This window comes from Synechococcus sp. BIOS-U3-1 (assembly GCF_014279975.1).
Lineage (GTDB): Bacteria > Cyanobacteriota > Cyanobacteriia > PCC-6307 > Cyanobiaceae > Synechococcus_C.
This window is the reverse complement of the sequence record NZ_CP047936.1, coordinates 1,549,466-1,566,098: the sequence shown is the minus strand read 5'-3', so window position 1 is coordinate 1,566,098 and position 16,633 is coordinate 1,549,466. Positions and strand designations below refer to the sequence as shown.

Genomic DNA, 16,633 nt, shown 5'->3' with positions numbered 1-16,633 from the left:
CAAGAGTTCATCGATGTTCAACAATCTGCTGAATGACATTCTGCGCTGGTCAATCGCCCGCAGATGGCTAGTTCTGATCAGCTGCTTGCTGATCAGCCTCCTTGGCGTGATCAATGTTCTGCAGATGCCACTGGATGTGTTCCCGCCCTTTGCACCGCCTCAGGTCGAAATTCAGACCGTCGCACCCGGTTTGGCACCTGAACAGGTCGAGCGTCAGATCAGTGAGCCGATCGAGGCGGCTGTGAACGGTTTGAGAGGGGTTGATCTGGTTCGATCCGCGTCCAAACCTGGTCTGTCGATGGTGCAGGTGGTGTTTGATGATTCGGCCAGCTTGGAGCGTGCCCGGCTGGCGGTGTCGGAACGTTTGCAGCGAGTTCGGATGCAGCTTCCCGAATCGGCGGAGGCTCCGGCAATTTCGCCGTTGCTTTCACCTCTGGGAACGATTCTTCAATACGCATTCACGCTTCCGGAGAACGCTTCGCTCGAGCAGACCTTGCAACTGCGCAGCATCGTGCAGCGCACCTATGAACACTCACTGCTTGCCATTGCTGGAGTGGCGCAGGTCACGATCTATGGGGGGGACAGTCCTCAGACCGAGTTGCAGCTTGATCTCAAGGCTCTGCAGGATCAGGATGTCGCCTTGAATGAGCTGCTTGAAGCCGCTGGTAATGCTCAGTTCAATGGTCGCGGTGGGGTGCAGATTTCTGGTGGTCAGGAACGTCTCATCCTCAGCGACCATGCCATCACTAATGCCGATGACATCACGCGTTCCGTTGTGCGTGCGGGTGATGGCCGTGCCATTCCCCTGGGATTGGTTGCAGAGGTGAGATCCGGAGCAGCGCTGCGTCGTGGCGAGGCCAGCCTCAACGGACGACCGGCTGTTGTGCTGATGATCAACAAACAGCCTGATGTGGATACGCCTCAGCTGACACGCGCTGTTGAAGACACCATGCGCCGTCTTCAGTCGTCGCTTCCTGCAGATGTCTCGGTCACTCAGACCTTCCGTCAGTCGAAGTTTATCGAGATTGCCATCCGCAATGTCAGTGAATCGCTCCTGCTTGGAGTGTTGATTGTTGCCGTAGTGCTTCTGCTGTTTTTGATGAACTGGCGTACAGCCTTGATCGCTCTCAGCGCCATTCCACTCTCCCTGCTCGTTGGGCTGTTATTGATGCGTGGGTTCGGCCTTCACCTCAACACGATGACTCTCGGTGGTCTGGTGGTGGCAATTGGTTCCGTTGTCGACGATGCCATCGTCGATATGGAGAACTGTTATCGGGGGCTGCGTCGCAATCGACTTCAGGCCCAGCCGTTGAATCCGCTTGAGGTGGTGTTCAACACCTCGGTGGAAGTGCGAAAACCCGTGCTGTTCTCCACTTTGATCATCGTTGTGGTGTTCGCACCGATCTTCACCCTTAGTGGTGTGGAGGGGCGCATTTTCATGCCGATGGGAATCGCCTATGTGCTGTCGATTGTTGCCTCAACAGCTGTTGCGCTCACCTTGTCACCGGCCCTTTGCGCCTTGCTACTGAGTCGTGCTCCTCTGCCTGCAGGTGCGTCATGGGTGGAATCCAGTGTTCAACGTGTTTACAAACCGCTGCTTGAGCTTGTCCTGCGATCCCCACGTCGGGTTTTGGTGCTGGCGGTGTCTGTGGTGATTGCCACCTTGTTGATTCTTCCCAGTCTCGGCCGAGTTTTCCTGCCTGAATTCCGGGAGCAGTCACTGGTGAACTCCATGGTGCTTTACCCCGGTGTTTCTCTAGAGATGACCAGCCGTGCCGGTCGACTTCTCTCCAAACAGCTCCAGTCCAGCGACGATGTGGAGTGGGTGCAGGTGAGAGCTGGTCGTGCACCAGGCGATGCCGATGGTGCTGGAGTGAACATTGCCCACGTGGATCTTGAGCTGAGTGATCAGGCGATGAGGGATCGTCCTGCTGCGATCGCGCGCATCCGTGAAGCTTTTGTTGGCCTGCCTGGTGTGGCCCCCAATGTGGGTGGATTCATCTCCCATCGGATGGATGAGGTGCTGTCAGGGGTACGCAGTGCTATCGCGATCAAAATCGCCGGTCCTGATCTGCAGGAGCTGAGCGATCTCGGCGGGCAGGTTCGCGATGCTGTTGCCGAGGTCTCCGGAGTGGTCGATCTGCAGCTGGAGCCACAGTTACCGGTACCTCAGATCCAACTTCAGATCGATCGCGAGGCGGCACTGCGTGAGGGAGTCCGCGTCGCAGCACTGGCACGGGCAACTGAGGTGGCCCTGCATGGAACGGCCGTTGGCAATACGACATCCTCCGGCGCTCAGGTTCCTCTGGTCGTCACCCTTCCCACTGAGCAGCAGGGCGACCTGCAGGCGTTGCAGGAGCTGCCGATCCGAACGGCATCTGGGGCATTGAAGCCACTCGGTGATTTCGTGACCTTCGAACAGACGTCGGGTCCCTACGAGGTCAATCGCGAAGATGTCTCCAGGCGGATCGTCGTCTCAGCCAATGTCGCCGGTCGCCCGCTAGGGCCGGTGGTCAATGACATCCGCCGCCGCGTAGAGCAGTCGGTGAAACTGCCCTCTGGCTATACCCTGCGCTACGGGGGTCAGTTTGAGTCTGAACAGCGTGCCAGCCGTTCTCTGGTGCTCTACAGCTTGCTGGCCGCTGTTGTCATCGCTGCAGTGATGGTGGTGGCTGTCCGGTCTCTGCCGGCGACGGTTGCCATCCTGCTCAATCTGCCGCTTGCGCTGGTTGGAGGCCTTGTTGCCGTACTGCTCAGTGGCAGCGTGCTCTCTGTGGCATCGCTGATCGGATTCATCACTCTATTTGGCGTGGCAGTCCGTAATGGTCTTTTGCTGGTTGATAACTACAACCGACGTCATCAGAGGGGAGAGAGTTTGAAGGAATTGATCCGGGCCGGCACCATCGAGCGTCTCAACGCGATCCTGATGACCGCCCTCACCTCATCGCTAGGGATGTTGCCTTTGGCTCTGGCCTTCGGTGCCGGCAACGAGATTCTGCAGCCGCTTGCAATTGTTGTGCTGGGTGGTCTGATCACCTCAACGCTGCTCACGCTTGTGATGATCCCTGCTCTTTATGCACGTTTTGGCTCAAGACTGCTTGCTGATGCAATCGATTGAACGATCTAGAGGCATGTCCAGCAACCATGGCGGGCCAAGGATGCCGCACCAAGGATGCCGCTCATTCATTAGTGGCTTGTCTTGCTCGGCAGCCAGCTGTGATGGTGTCGTCAATGACGATTGATGTGCTCGTGATCGGTGGCAATGGGCGCGTTGGTGCCTCAACAGTGCGTTGGCTCCATCAGCTCTCTCTCCGTCGCAACGCGAGTGCGCCACTCAGGCTTGCCATCGGCGGTCGCAGCAGGGCCCATTTTGAGGCCGTACAGAATCGTCTCGCCCTCCCGAAGCTCGTTTTTAGGTCAGTGGATCTCGAGACTGGTTTCGACTCGCTCGTCGCCGTCGTCCGTGGCGTCAAGCTGGTTGTGCATACGGCCGGACCGTTCCAGGGTTGTACGCAACCTGATCTACTCAGGGCTTGCATCGCAGCAGGGGTTCCGTATTGCGATGTTTGCGATGAATTTGCCCTCAGTCGCCATGCCAAGGAGCTCTCGAGTGAAGCTGCCGCTGCTGGGATCCCTGCGGTGGTCTCCTGTGGCATCTGGCCCGGAGTCAGCGCACTGATGGCTATCGAGGCAGCACAACAGCTTGGAGGTCCAGAGAGCTGTGAACGCATCGAGCTGAGCTTTTTCACAGCCGGAACCGGTGGTGCCGGGCCCACCATCGTGAGTGCCACCTTTCTGCTTCTGGCCACCAAAGTGTTGACCTATTTGGATGGCAGTCTCACGCTCAAAGAGCCCTGGACTGAGCGTCGGGTCGTTGACTTTGGTTCAGGTGTGGGCAGGCACGCCTGCTTCCTGCTCGACAACCCCGATGTGCCGACCACTGTTGAAGCATTGGCTGTTGCTAATTGCGCTTCGCGTTTCGGCACTGCGCCGGGTGTCTGGAACAGTTTGTTCGCGGCCATGAAACTGCTGCCGAGCGATTGGCTGTTCAATCGCTCAGCGATGCAGGGCCTGGCGTTGTTTTCGATGCCCTTCATCAGGGTGGTCGACAAGCTTGTCGGAGCCACCAATGCCATCCGTGTTGATGCTTTCAGGAAGGGTGATGCCAGCTCAGGAATGCCTGCTCAGGTCACCCTGCGCTGTGTGCATGCGGATCTCGAAGATTGTGTGGGTCAGGCCACAGCGGCATTCGCATTGGAGCTGTTGCGGGGGCGTTCAGGACTCTCGTCCGCAGAGCAGACCATCCCCGCAGGTGTCTGGTACCCGGCCGAGCTGCAGGCGAAGGCACGCAGCAACATTCTCAACGTGGCCAGTGAGAAGGCTCTGATCTGGGAGATCTGAGCAGTCAGCAACGTGATCACTTTGGCCTGTGCCGCGAGATGCAGCGGAAGCCGATGTGACTCGTGCTTTCGCTGGATTCCTGAGGAGATCTGGCAGCTGGACGGAAGCGGAGGCAGTACTGAGGGGAACATAGGTGCGAGCCGCCCTTGATGATTTTCAGGTCACCACCGGCTGCTGATCCTGAGCAACAGGAATGTGCACTAGGAATGTCCTGCCACGCACTTTCCGTTCACTCCCAGACGTTTCCTGCCATGTCGAAAAGGCCGTAGCCATTGGCCGGAAAGGCTCCGACTGGTGACGTGCCTTTCCATCCATGGGCCCCACGATTGTCAAATGGAAAGTCGCCCTGCCAGGTGTTGGCGAAGAGAGTTTCACCTTGATTGGGCTCCTCCCCCCAGGTGTAGGTGGCTCCTTCAAGGCCCCCACGAGCACACCACTCCCATTCCGGTTCCTGCGGGAGGGCCAGACCGGCCCAGTCCGCATAGGCCCGAGCGTCGTGTAGGGACACATGCACAACGGGATGATGCATCTGCTCATCCAGGTTCGATTCAGGCCCTTGGGGGTGAAGCCAGTTCGCGCCAGGAACCCAAGCCCACCATTTTCGCCAGTCATCTAGAGCGACGGGTCCAGTCGTCCCAACGAATACGACGGATCCCAGGCGGTCGTTGCTTTCTGCTGTTGTGACATAACCGCTTTCAGCTATGAAATGGCTGAACTGCGCGTTGGTGACCAGCTTCGACTGGATCAGAACATCGTCGATCTCCACCACAGCTGTTGGTGATTCTTCGATGTAAAACGCGCCGGATCCCATCAGTAGAGATCCACCGCGAATGTGAATAAGGTCTTGCGTCGCGATTGGGTTCAACTGCAATTCACTCGGCTTCGTCATTGCGGAAACGACGTCATGCTGAAGGTTGGAGGATTGGGATGCTCCTTAATGGAGGTTAGATAATTGCCGACGATTTTCATGTATGGACCCAAGACCCAGGCACATGTTCCGACCACGTTGAATTCCTCCCTGGGATCACGCTCGATATGGAAGATTGACGGGTATCCCATTCCTTCAACTCGATAGGCGCAGACTCCGAGCGATGAGGGATTGGTCTGCGACTGGATCACTTGTTTGGGATAAAGACGCCATTGTTTCCAGCGCACAGCTGCAATCTCACCACCGATGAAACTGATCAGATGATCGCGATTCGACTGCTCGCTTTCACCAACGAAGAACGTCCATTGATTAACTCCATCGTAAGCACGATCGTCCGGCAGTTTGGAGCCCAGCATCCCTGCGATGGTCGGCACAAAATCGTGAATTGACACCATTTCATTGCTCTTGCGCGCCGGAATATTGCCTGGCCATGACACCATTCCCGGTACACGCAGGGACCCCTCGAGTACGTCGCCAACTTCGCCCCGGAAGGGTCCTGGCGAGCTGCCTTTGAAGTCGGTGCTGATCACCTGGTTCTGAACCGGACCGTTGTCGGAGAGGTAGATGATGATCGTGTTATCTCGGACTCCTGCCGCCTCAACAGCGGCCACAACCTGTCCTACACGGTGGTCGTGTTCCATGAGCATGTCGCCGTAGGGACCGGATGACGATCGATTCTCGAAATCGCTGTGGGCTCCCTCCGGGTAGTGCACGTGGGACCATCCGACATAGAGAAAGAAAGGATCGTCGTCAGCAGACTTCTCTTTGATAAACGACGTTGCCGCATCGGCGATGTCACTTTCGACGTGACGGCGATACTCGAGGTCATAAGGGCGAACACGGCGCAGACTGCCGTCATCATTCGACTCCCAAATGTGGGATTGTGCTGCTTCGATCTGCTCTTCGCTCATCCCTGAGCGACGCATGGTCTGGGGATAGAGGGTGGCGTCTGTCGTTTCCAGAATGCCGAGGCGGTACGAATCGAATCCCTGCTTTGTGGGAATGCTCTGCGCATCTTCACCCAGATGCCATTTGCCAACCATCCCTGTGGAGTAGCCGTTCTCCTTGCAGATTTCCGCGAGTGTCAACTCCCCTTCCTGCAGGGTGCTGGGTGTTCCAGCGACGATGATGCTGTTGAGTCCCGACCGAACGCTGTATCGACCGGTCATCAATCCAGCCCGAGACGGGGTACAGCCGGGCTCAACGAAGAACTGGGTCAACATCAGGCTCTTTTCCGCCAGATCATCGAGATGCGGTGTTGGCATACCGCGGAGGTCTCCGCCGCTGCCGTAGCAGCCGAGGTCTCCGAAGCCGATGTTGTCGGCCAACATCAAAACAATGTTCGGGCGGTCGGTGTCGGCTTTCCAGGCAAGATTTCCAACGGAGCCTGTCATGTTGTGAGCGAGAGACTTTCGTTGTTCTGATAGCTCGTTTTTTTGCCTCGCTTCTCACGGCGAAGACCATCGCGCACAAACGGGATCTATGCGTTCGAATTAGACCAGCGCGCAGCAGTTGGTGTCGCCTGGCGCCTAGCTTTGATCAATTGTTGGTTCAGGCCCATGGTTCCAGGCCAGGCCCCGATGTTGCGAGATCGCAAGCCGGAGGTGATGGACCAACCTGGATTGGACCCAGCTGAACATGACCGGGCGCTTCGGGGTTTACGTCGCATCAATGCCATCAGCCGTTGCGTTCCAGGCTTGTTTCGGCATCTGGAGGCTCTGGCGCTGGAGTCTCCTGCAGAGTCTTTAAGTGTGCTGGAGCTGGCCTGTGGAGGAGCTGACACCGCCATCGAGCTGGCAGCACAGGCTCAACGACGTCAGCTAAAGATGACGGTTCACGCCTGTGACCTCAACCCAGAGGCGATTCGCATCGCCCGTCGCAATGTCGCCAGGCAGAACAGCAATGTCGAATTGTTTGTTGCTGATGCACTGAATCCACCTGAAGACAGAACGTTTGATGTGGTCTATTGCACTCTGTTCGTTCACCACCTCGATCCTCCGGAGGTGGTGCGACTGCTGTCCGTGATGGCTGCAAGGGCGCGTCGTCTTGTGCTGGTGGATGATCTGATCCGCAGCCGTCTGGGGTATGCACTTGCTTGGGCTGGAACCCGGTTGTTGAGCCGTTCTTGGGTGGTGCATTACGACGGACCACTCTCAGTTCAAGCGGCATTCACTCCCTCGGAGATCCTCGAACTCGCTGCCCAGGCTGGTTTGCACAATCCCGTGCTGGAGCGCAACTGGCCTGAGAGATATCGGCTTTGCTGGAGACCCAACTGAGATGCGAAACAGTTGGGATGTCGTGGTGATTGGAGCTGGAGTTGCTGGTGGACTGGCCGCCCTCGCCTGTGCGCGTCGAGGTTTGACTGTCCTGCTCGTTGAAAAGCGCTCTTTTCCACGCTGGAAGGTTTGTGGTTGTTGCTTCAATGCCAATGCTTTGGCTGCCTTGGCTGAGTTGGGGTTACCGGACCTGATTCGTGATCAGGGAGGTGTTCCTCTTGATCAAGTCCGTCTCGGCTGGAACTCCAGGACACTTAATGCGGGGTTGCCAGGAGGCTGGGCACTCTCACGCGAGCGTTTTGATCAAGCGTTGGTCGATGCGGCTGAGGCGGCAGGAGCCACAGTGAGGTTCCAGACCGCTGCCGCTGTTGAGGAGACTTTCGCCGATGCACGAGTGGTGCGATTGCGTCCTTCTGGTGGTGCATCCGCTGAGAGGGTTCGGGCCCGTATTGTCCTTGTCGCAGCTGGTTTGCAACATCAGGTCTTGGCATCAAGCGACCAGAACAAGACCTGGATCGCTCCCGAATCAAGGATTGGAGCAGGTTGCCTGATTAATGACGACGAAATCGCTTACGCCAGCGGGACTATTCATATGGCTATCGCTCGGCGTGGTTATGTCGGCTTAGTGCGCCGTGAGGATGGTGCTCTCAATCTGGCAGCTGCTTTCGACCCCTCTGCGTTGAGGTCTGCAGGTGGAGTGTCTCGTGCGGCTGATCAGGTTCTACGCCAGGCCGGGTTCGCTATTCCTCGAGCTCTGGAATCATCACGCTGGCAATTGACTCCTTCCCTAACACGTCGTGCTGGAGTGTTTGCAGGTGAGCGCTTTCTGCTGCTCGGTGATGCTTCCGGTTATGTGGAACCTTTCACCGGTGAGGGCATGGCCTGGGCTCTTGCTGCAGGTGCGGCGGTGGCCCCTTTTGTGGAGGAGGCCCAGGGAGCATGGACCGCTGATCTTGAGCTGCGCTGGCAAAAGAAGTTGTCCGATCTGACGGTGAGTCGTCAGCGTCTCTGTCGTCTCTTATCGACGTTATTGCGGCAACCGCTCGCTACCGCCGCCGTGTTCAGGTTGGGATACCACTGGCCCGCAATCCCCGAGCGTGTCATCAGTGGCCTCAATCGGGTTGCTCCCAACACAGCTTTCTCTGATCCATGTCACTGACACTCCATGGCATCGGTACTGCAGTGCCCACTCAGAGGTTGAGTCAGGAGGAAGCGCTGGAGGTTGCGCGTCGGATCAATGTCGAAAGTCCAGATCAGGCCAGGTTGATGGCTCGGATTTATCAAAAGACCAAGGTGCTCAACCGCGGCAGTGTGCTGCTTACAAATGAAGCCGATGGAGGCGTGAATCGGAAGCGTCTGAGTTTTTACGGCACGGAGAGTCCTGGCACGGCAGAGCGGATGCAGGCCTTTGCGGAGCACGCCGGCAGGCTTGCCCTGGAGGCGGCCCGTCAGGCAATGAATGACTCCGGCTTGCCGGCATCGACGATCACCCACCTTGTCACTGTCAGCTGCACGGGCTTTCAATCGCCTGGGGTCGATTTGTTCCTGATCGACAAGCTCGGACTTTCCGCAGCAGTGCAACGAACGCATGTTGGATTCATGGGCTGCCATGGAGCGCTCAACGGCTTACGTGTCGCCCATGCCTTTGCCGAGATGGACCCCAACGCTGTGGTTTTGCTCTGCGCCGTGGAGCTGTGCAGCCTGCATATGTCGTACGGCTGGCATCCCGAACGAGTCGTGGCCAATGCGTTGTTCGCCGATGGAGCAGCAGCCGTTGTCGGCTCCGCTACGCCGCCATCGTCTGGTCGGGACCTGGTACTGCAGAGCAGCGGTTCGATTGTGATTCCCCACAGTGCTGATCTCATGCACTGGGAGATAGGTGATCATGGTTTTTCCATGGGACTGTCGCCGCTGGTGCCGGAAACGGTGGGTTCCGCACTGCTTCCCTGGTTAGAGGATTGGCTTCAGGATCGGGCCGTTGATCTCTCGGCGATAGGCAGTTGGGCCGTGCACCCAGGCGGTCCGAAGATTCTCTCGACCTGCGCTGAGGCGTTAGCGCTGGATATGACGCATCTGGAGGAATCTAGAGCTGTTCTCCAGGATCACGGCAACATGTCTTCGGCGACGATCTTGTTCATTCTCGAACGCCTGCGTAAGCGATCTGTTGCGGGCCCTTGTCTTGCACTGGCGTTCGGTCCCGGTCTGAGCGCTGAGGTGGCACTTCTCGATCTTCAGGTTGCTCAGTTTGCATAAGCACTGACGTGGTTGTTTCAGGTGCGGCATCCTGTTTGGCCAGTTCCTGGAGGCACGATTCATTGGTTGTAGAGATCGCTGCTTTCACTGGCTTCAAGGTGATTTGCTTGCTTACGCAATAAGCAGGTTGTTTGGGGTGGAGCGCTGTGGTCGTTTCGACGCCAGTCGCTAACCATTAGGAGCCAATGATTCAGATCTCTCTTCGTATCAAAAAAACGATTGATCGACCTCTAGTCTCAGTCTGGTTGGCGATTCAAGATTTTAAAAGTTTTGCAAATGCCTTTGTTGTTTCCGGTTGCATTGCTCCCCCTTCTGTTTGGTCATGGAGGAGGTGGAGGAGGTGCTGATTACTCCAAGCATGCTTACTCAGTGTGGGCAGAAGAGCATACAGAGCATCGCTGTGATGCTTACAAGCAGCGCATGAATTGGGATGAAGCCTATGCGTATGCCACGGAATCTTCAGGTCAAAGTTGGAGAGCTGTGTTTGTCTCCTACTCTGAAAAAATGAAAGCATATAATGATGCTATTAAGTGAGATTGCAAGACCTTCCATGTTGAAATATGGAATCAAAATGGCTAATTGATCAGATAGTTGAACAATCTCCATCGTGATCTGGTGCTGATTGCAATCGATTTATTGGTTGCTCGAGTGTTTAGTTACTCAAGCCAATTTTGATGGCTTTGAATCGCTTGCGGCTAAAACCGGTCCTGCTTTTCGATGCCGGTTGGCGGCTCGCTCAACAGCGCGCATCGCTTGATCACCTCATTTGAGGCCTTCGATGCCTGCTGCGTCGATGGAGATGGCTTGTGGTTGGCTCGCAGCAAGCCCTTAGGAATCAGTCACCTGCTGGAACGATTAGCTGAGCTGATCATTGCGATCAAGGTTGCTGTCCCGTTTTTGGCGATACGAACGGTTCACATTGCGCAAAACAGCTTTACATTGATGTGGTCGGTTATCCGACTTTCTTTACTTGCCGACGGGTTTCGACCCACAGGCTTCTTTCCCGTTCTCATGACCACCACCATTCAGCAGCGCTCCGGCGCTAACGGCTGGCAGCAGTTCTGCGAGTGGGTCACCTCCACCAACAACCGCCTCTATGTGGGCTGGTTCGGTGTGCTGATGATCCCCACCCTGCTGGCTGCCACCACCTGCTTCATCGTTGCGTTCATCGCAGCACCCCCCGTCGACATCGACGGCATCCGTGAGCCCGTTGCTGGCTCCCTGATCTACGGAAACAACATCATCTCTGGTGCTGTTGTTCCCTCCTCGAACGCCATCGGCCTTCACTTCTATCCCATCTGGGAAGCTGCTTCTCTTGATGAGTGGCTGTACAACGGCGGTCCTTACCAGCTGGTTGTCTTCCACTTCCTCATCGGCATCTTCTGCTACATGGGTCGCGAGTGGGAACTCTCCTACCGCCTCGGCATGCGCCCCTGGATCTGCGTTGCTTACAGCGCACCTGTGGCTGCTGCCTCCGCCGTGTTCCTGGTTTACCCCTTCGGTCAGGGTTCCTTCTCTGACGGCATGCCCCTGGGCATCTCCGGCACCTTCAACTTCATGTTGGTGTTCCAGGCCGAGCACAACATCCTGATGCACCCCTTCCACATGCTTGGTGTGGCTGGCGTCTTCGGTGGTTCACTGTTCTCCGCCATGCACGGTTCACTGGTGACCTCCTCCTTGGTTCGTGAAACAACCGAGAGCGAGTCCCAGAACTACGGCTACAAGTTCGGCCAAGAAGAAGAGACCTACAACATCGTGGCTGCCCACGGTTACTTCGGTCGCCTGATCTTCCAATACGCGTCGTTCAACAACAGCCGTAGCCTGCACTTCTTCCTGGCTGCCTGGCCTGTTGTCGGCATCTGGTTCACCGCCCTTGGCGTGTCAACCATGGCCTTCAACCTGAACGGTTTCAACTTCAACCAGTCCATCCTTGATGGTCAGGGCCGCGTCCTGAACACCTGGGCTGATGTGCTGAACCGCGCCAACCTCGGCATGGAAGTCATGCACGAGCGCAACGCTCACAACTTCCCCCTCGACCTGGCTGCTGCTGAGTCCACACCTGTGGCTCTGCAAGCACCTGCCATCGGTTGATCTGGAATCAACAAACGATTCAGGTCAACTGAATCGGAAAGCCCCCTCTCACGAGGGGGCTTTTTGTTGGCTTGCTGTTGGATCAGCAAGTTGTCAGATCGGTGAGTTGACTCGGTGCGTCAGTCGCAGACCACCAAGAAGGAAGGCCGCCCTTCCGGATGGAAAGACGGCCTAACTCGCTCGTTTATGCATTGTTCAACCCATCACTTGTTGTGGAAGGAAGGGGTCGAAGCGTCTGGCTAGAGGCGCCCTGGGGCCATTGGCTCTAGGTGGGAGGTTGTGAACTCCTGGGGCACCTAGGGCGGTGCAAGCGGAGTGTCGATTGGCGTGGCGCACAAGTCATGCCTGCCAAAGGACCAACCCAGGTCATGGATGAGACTGTTGGAGTAGGGGCCAGAAGTCAGTCTGCTTCTGAGATCTGCTCAGGTGGAGTATCGGCCGTCATGGGCTCCTCCGATTCGTGGCCTCACTCTCCACCCGCAGTGGCGGTCTTGCCATCGGTCAAATGGCGCATTGCCTTCATTGGCAAATCCTCCAATAGTGAGAATGGTTTGCCTCGGTTCTGATGCACGCTTGATTTGACATCACGTCGTTGTCCTGACGCGCATGCCAAGGCCGCTCACTGGTGTCCACACTGATCGGGACTGGGATCATTCGTTGGACTACGAACAGGGCTTCTTGCTGAATGCCGCCGATCATGGAACTCTTCAGGTTTCAGCAAGAACACAGAGGACTTCGGTTCTGATCACTCATTCCAGCAAAGCAGTAATTCTCATCGGCTGATGGCAGCATTCGCGAACGAGATTGAGGCCGGTGATGGCTACTCAGCAAGCCGGACGAAGGAAATCTTCAATCAGAACTTTAAGGACGCCACCCCTGATGAGATTGAGGCATCCCAAAAATGGTTTGACCATGACAGGTGGACTGAGGAGAACCAGGAACACAAGATTTGGAAACCAGATCTGTTGGCAGCCATCCCAGAGGGACAACAAGGCCACGGTGTGTTTGTGGTGAAGCATCCACACGCCGTTACCTTTATGTGCGGGCTTTGGGCGGTTGTGCTTGCGCTAACCGACGAAGCGGGTAAGAGGCATAAGTATCCGGTTTGGACCTTAGGTGTGAAGACTGGCAAACGCTTCCGATGCTCCCCCTCTGGCATTCGAACACTGATTATTGGTCAGTTCGATCAGGACACTTACGACGAATGGAAAAAGCTTGTGATGAGCAATCAGCAAGGTGCGTATGAAGCCCTGGCTTCTGCATGCGACTGGCTTGGTCACAAGAAGAAGGTTGGCTTGAGTTATCTGAGTGGTCGATCATCGATGCAGCTTCTAACGGATATGGGGATCCGATGTGAGAGAGATCATGCATTCCTTTATCCTCACTATAAAATTATGTTTGAGGAGAGACTTTTAAATAAAACCAGGTCTGAATATGAAGAGTGGCTGAAGCATGCTTCGATTGAACATCGAGAGATGTTTAAGCGAATGGTTTCTAATATCAAGAGAGAGAATCCAAGGCTCACTGAGGCTGCTGCACGACAACAGGTGATGACCACACTTCATGAAATGGGCGTGATGACCTAAAACCTTGCTGCCAATCTGTCGTTATGGATGGTTTATCAATGTCGTCAGCATCAAGCGATTCCAAATTTGTCAGTGACGATCAGAACTTGATTGCACAAAATCTTGATCAGATTATTGCCTCTGATACTTACAAGTTGGCGCATCACGATCTTGATCTGCTGAACAGCCCTTCAATGCGGGGAGTGAGAATGCTTCTGGAGATCAGTAAGCCAGAACTTCGACTCGAGGAAGCTGGAATTACTTCTACCGTCATTGTCTTTGGAGGTGCTCGAGTTCAGGAGCGCTCAGCCGCAGAGTCGTGTCTTGCGGAATCACTTGATGCAGTGAATGCTGATCCTAATTCTAAGTTGCTGCAACGAAGGGTGGAGCAGGCCCGAAAACTTTTAGAGCTTTCAGGCTTCTACGATTCAGCACGAGAATTCGCCTTTTTGGCCTCTAGATATGGCCAACCCAAAGACAGCACAACACCTTGTTGTTCAACCCACGTTATTGTGACTGGGGGTGGCCCTGGGATTATGGAGGCTGCCAATCGTGGAGCCTTCGACGCTGGCTGTCGTTCAATAGGTTTTAACATTGAACTGCCGCATGAGCAGTATCCAAATCCTTATATCACTCCAAACTTGTGCTTTAAATTTAACTACTTCTCGCTACGTAAGTTCCATTTTGTGATGCGCTCTGTTGGTGCAGTCTTGTTTCCGGGCGGTTTTGGTACTTTGGATGAGCTTTTTGAGGTTTTGACGTTACGACAAGTTGGGGCTAAAAGTGCAATGCCAATCATTCTTTTTGGAACTGATTACTGGTCGCGATTGATCGATTTCGAATTTATGGCCGACTCAGGACTGATTAATGATGAAGATCGTCAGTTGTTCCAATTTGCTGATACCGCTGCTGAAGCCTGGAGTCTGATTCGTGATCATGTACAAGAGACTTGCTGAAGAACTGAATGTGAACTGAGATACTGCATTTATGGGCTCGCCCTTTTAGCCAAGGCGAAGCAGCGTCCGCGCTGTGTCTCTGCAGATCATGGTCTTCGCGAGTGGATCGATCGCTGCTTGCTCAATCCATCGGCCTGCGAGTTCGATGTCTTCATAGGGGTAATCCGTGGAGAACATGATGCGTTCTGCGCCGAGGGTAGCGATCGAACATTGCAGTGCAGCATCATCACAGACGCCTGAGGTGGTGATGAAGAAATTTTGCCGGAATACATCGCTGGGTGGTGTGCTGATGTCGCCGCGATAGCGAGTCGACGAATATCGACTGTCGAGTCGCCAGAGATAGAATGGCAGGTTTTCCCCCATGTGTCCCAGGATCACCTTGGCGTTGGGATGTTTTTCAAAAACGCCTTTCACAATCAGGCGCAGCGCATGGGTAGCGGTGTCAAATGACCAGCCCCAAGTGGCACCATCGAGTTCCTTCACCATCGAAGCGGGTTGATTGGTTGGAAGTCCGGGATGGAGATAAAGGGGCACGTCAAGCTGCTCGAGCGTCGACCACAGCGAATCGACTCTGGGACTGTCGAGGTATTCACCTTGTGTGCTGCCGTTGACCAGAGCTCCAACGAAACCCAGCTCGCCTACGCATCGCTTTAGCTCAGCACAAGCTGTATCGATGTCGTGCAGATTCAGCGCCGCAAAGCCTCTGAATCGTCGAGGTTCTATCTCTACGGCTGCGTGTAGAGCGTCGTTGGCTTGTCTAGCCATGGCCGATGCTTCGGGCGAGTGGGCGATCGCTTGAATTCCCGGTGCAGTCTGTGACAGCACAGCGATCTCGATCCCGGCCTTGTCCATATTGGACAGGCGCTGTTCAGCTAGTTCAGGCAGCAACGGTTCAATCACGCCAAGCACCTGTGGGTCGAAAAACTCCAACTCCGCTGATGTGGGGAGAAGTTCTTCGATGGAGAAGTGTTCTTCGAGAGCGATCTTATTGATGGTTGGCTCTTTGTCTGTTGCTACCTGTGATGCTGAGGTGCGGTTCTGATTCATTTTCGGTTTTGTTATTGATGCACCAGCCATCGCCTGCACATCCGTTGTTGCCTCAGTGTCTTGTTACTGTGATTTGAGTCTGATCTGTTGCTTGCAGAGATGGCGATGAAGCAAAAAAAGCATATCTCCGAAGCTGCCAATTTCCCGCTCCGGAGCATTCTGGTAGGTGGAGCTGAGTCTGTAGGAATTGCTCGGCAACGGAACAGTTCTGGCTGCTCAGCAGAACCTGGCTTGAACAGTGTTTGTGTTGACTCAGTGGCGCCATGGTTATTGCACACTTGTTGCAGCAAAACTGTAGTCGTTAAATTAATTTTTAAAAATTCTATCCTTTTAGGTTGGTTGTCTCGCCGATGATTAAATGGTTGATGTTTTGTTTGGATGTGTTAATGCATACAAGTATCCCTTCGATGCATCTTTGGTTCCTGGGGCTCATGTTGACTATGTCATTGGCTCCTGCGTCGGCTAACCAGCAGAACTCTGGTTGTCCTGACGGTGTTGAGCCATTAGTGCGCTTGCTTTACAGCGAAGAGGTAAGGTCTGATTTCTGGAGCAAGAGCCTCTCACGATATAGCCATCTATTCGAAGCAGCTATTTACAGGCAGTTGCTCGATGTTGCAAAGGAACAGGCCCAATATGAAGCCTCGAGAAAGGGTTATGTGGTCGTGGACATTGATATTTTTTCCGGAACGCAATGGGGAACTGATGGGATTCAGTCAATTCGATGCCAAGTTGTGGATCCAGATGAAGTCAAAGTGAATCTTGTGATTCTTTCTGGTGGTAAAAACCGTCAGTTTGAGCATCCTGTTGTTGTGTTTCTTGAACGAGATCGACTTGAGTCATTTCGATGGAAGGTGGTTGATCTTGGTGCTTATGAAGATGCTTCGTTGGAACGTGGCTATCACTATTTGCTTTCAGAAACCTTGGATGATTGGTTGAAACGGGCAGGCAAGTCTCATTAATGCCCTGCTTTTGCTTGCGCGTGGCTTGGAGTATTTCGTGAAACGGTTCCTGCGGGGCTTTGTGTGCAGTGAACACTGAAGACCAACCACTGCACAGCATCGCCAATGGTCAGAATGTCGTTGACTGAGCCAGAAATGTGTGAAGGTAAATGTCACC

General features: G+C 54.9%; 12 protein-coding genes and 1 pseudogene. 10 read left to right on the top strand and 3 right to left on the bottom strand.

Annotated elements, in window-relative coordinates; translation table 11 throughout:
- Positions 1–13: 13 nt before the first annotated feature.
- Together SynBIOSU31_RS08250 and SynBIOSU31_RS08245 are read left to right on the top strand one after the other, a co-directional pair.
- Positions 14–3,118 carry an efflux RND transporter permease subunit gene (locus SynBIOSU31_RS08250; RefSeq protein WP_186489087.1) on the top strand — a complete coding sequence of 1,035 codons (3,105 nt, stop codon included), beginning with the start codon at positions 14–16 and terminating at the stop codon, positions 3,116–3,118.
- Between the two features lie 26 nt (positions 3,119–3,144).
- A complete protein-coding gene (locus tag SynBIOSU31_RS08245) occupies positions 3,145–4,401 on the top strand; it encodes a saccharopine dehydrogenase NADP-binding domain-containing protein (protein WP_186489085.1) in 1,257 nt (418 codons plus the stop codon).
- Between the two features lie 16 nt (positions 4,402–4,417).
- On the opposite strand, the pseudogene SynBIOSU31_RS08240 reads toward SynBIOSU31_RS08245, so the two are convergent.
- Both SynBIOSU31_RS08240 and SynBIOSU31_RS08235 read right to left on the bottom strand, forming a co-directional pair.
- Positions 4,418–5,290, bottom strand: a pseudogene (locus SynBIOSU31_RS08240) (formylglycine-generating enzyme family protein).
- Positions 5,287–6,723, bottom strand: a complete 1,437-nt coding sequence (locus SynBIOSU31_RS08235) for a sulfatase-like hydrolase/transferase (RefSeq protein ID WP_186489083.1) — start codon at positions 6,721–6,723, stop codon at positions 5,287–5,289. Before SynBIOSU31_RS08235 ends, SynBIOSU31_RS08240 begins: the two are co-directional and overlap by 4 nt.
- 165 nt (positions 6,724–6,888) lie before the next feature.
- Between SynBIOSU31_RS08235 and SynBIOSU31_RS08230 the strand changes: the two genes are divergently transcribed.
- From SynBIOSU31_RS08230 to SynBIOSU31_RS08200, 7 genes are all read left to right on the top strand, one after another.
- Positions 6,889–7,605 carry a class I SAM-dependent methyltransferase gene (locus SynBIOSU31_RS08230; protein WP_186489081.1) on the top strand — a complete coding sequence of 239 codons (717 nt, stop codon included), beginning with the start codon at positions 6,889–6,891 and terminating at the stop codon, positions 7,603–7,605.
- A gap of 1 nt (position 7,606) precedes the next feature.
- The gene (locus SynBIOSU31_RS08225; protein ID WP_186489080.1) at positions 7,607–8,764 is read left to right on the top strand and encodes an NAD(P)/FAD-dependent oxidoreductase; all 1,158 of its coding nucleotides are present in this window, start codon (positions 7,607–7,609) and stop codon (positions 8,762–8,764) included.
- Positions 8,755–9,858 (top strand): type III polyketide synthase, encoded by a 1,104-nt coding sequence (locus SynBIOSU31_RS08220; RefSeq protein ID WP_186489079.1) that lies wholly within the window; start codon positions 8,755–8,757, stop codon positions 9,856–9,858. The genes SynBIOSU31_RS08225 and SynBIOSU31_RS08220 overlap by 10 nt, the downstream gene beginning before the upstream one ends.
- 276 nt (positions 9,859–10,134) lie before the next feature.
- On the top strand, positions 10,135–10,392 hold the full coding sequence (locus tag SynBIOSU31_RS08215; protein WP_186489077.1) for a hypothetical protein: 258 nt from the start codon (positions 10,135–10,137) through the stop codon (positions 10,390–10,392).
- Between the two features lie 477 nt (positions 10,393–10,869).
- Positions 10,870–11,949, top strand: a complete 1,080-nt coding sequence (psbA, locus tag SynBIOSU31_RS08210; protein ID WP_186490358.1) for a photosystem II q(b) protein — start codon at positions 10,870–10,872, stop codon at positions 11,947–11,949.
- Positions 11,950–12,731: 782 nt separating this feature from the next.
- Positions 12,732–13,535, top strand: coding sequence for a hypothetical protein (locus tag SynBIOSU31_RS08205; protein ID WP_186489075.1), 804 nt, complete (start codon positions 12,732–12,734; stop codon positions 13,533–13,535).
- Positions 13,536–13,573: 38 nt separating this feature from the next.
- A complete protein-coding gene (locus tag SynBIOSU31_RS08200) occupies positions 13,574–14,470 on the top strand; it encodes an LOG family protein (RefSeq protein ID WP_186489073.1) in 897 nt (298 codons plus the stop codon).
- A 45-nt stretch (positions 14,471–14,515) separates the two neighbouring features.
- Here the strand turns inward: SynBIOSU31_RS08200 and SynBIOSU31_RS08195 are convergent, their stop codons facing one another.
- Entirely contained in the window at positions 14,516–15,517 is a 1,002-nt protein-coding gene (locus tag SynBIOSU31_RS08195) for an amidohydrolase family protein (protein WP_186489071.1), read from the bottom strand.
- Positions 15,518–15,957: 440 nt separating this feature from the next.
- On the opposite strand from SynBIOSU31_RS08195, the gene SynBIOSU31_RS08190 reads away from it, so the two are divergent.
- A complete protein-coding gene (locus tag SynBIOSU31_RS08190) occupies positions 15,958–16,476 on the top strand; it encodes a hypothetical protein (protein WP_186489069.1) in 519 nt (172 codons plus the stop codon).
- Positions 16,477–16,633: the final 157 nt, after the last annotated feature.

Bases quoted from the DNA above. Each gene is read 5' to 3' on its own strand.
- psbA (WP_186490358.1), top strand. From the start codon at position 10,870: ATGACCACCACCATTCAGCAGCGCTCCGGCGCTAACGGCTGGCAGCAG.
- SynBIOSU31_RS08230 (WP_186489081.1), top strand. From the start codon at position 6,889: ATGGTTCCAGGCCAGGCCCCGATGTTGCGAGATCGCAAGCCGGAGGTG.
- SynBIOSU31_RS08205 (WP_186489075.1), top strand. From the start codon at position 12,732: ATGGCAGCATTCGCGAACGAGATTGAGGCCGGTGATGGCTACTCAGCA.
- SynBIOSU31_RS08215 (WP_186489077.1), top strand. From the start codon at position 10,135: ATGCCTTTGTTGTTTCCGGTTGCATTGCTCCCCCTTCTGTTTGGTCAT.
- SynBIOSU31_RS08220 (WP_186489079.1), top strand. From the start codon at position 8,755: ATGTCACTGACACTCCATGGCATCGGTACTGCAGTGCCCACTCAGAGG.
- SynBIOSU31_RS08235 (WP_186489083.1), bottom strand. From the start codon at position 6,723: ATGACAGGCTCCGTTGGAAATCTTGCCTGGAAAGCCGACACCGACCGC.
- SynBIOSU31_RS08250 (WP_186489087.1), top strand. From the start codon at position 14: ATGTTCAACAATCTGCTGAATGACATTCTGCGCTGGTCAATCGCCCGC.
- SynBIOSU31_RS08190 (WP_186489069.1), top strand. From the start codon at position 15,958: ATGTCATTGGCTCCTGCGTCGGCTAACCAGCAGAACTCTGGTTGTCCT.
- SynBIOSU31_RS08245 (WP_186489085.1), top strand. From the start codon at position 3,145: ATGGCGGGCCAAGGATGCCGCACCAAGGATGCCGCTCATTCATTAGTG.
- SynBIOSU31_RS08225 (WP_186489080.1), top strand. From the start codon at position 7,607: ATGCGAAACAGTTGGGATGTCGTGGTGATTGGAGCTGGAGTTGCTGGT.
- SynBIOSU31_RS08195 (WP_186489071.1), bottom strand. From the start codon at position 15,517: ATGAATCAGAACCGCACCTCAGCATCACAGGTAGCAACAGACAAAGAG.
- SynBIOSU31_RS08200 (WP_186489073.1), top strand. From the start codon at position 13,574: ATGTCGTCAGCATCAAGCGATTCCAAATTTGTCAGTGACGATCAGAAC.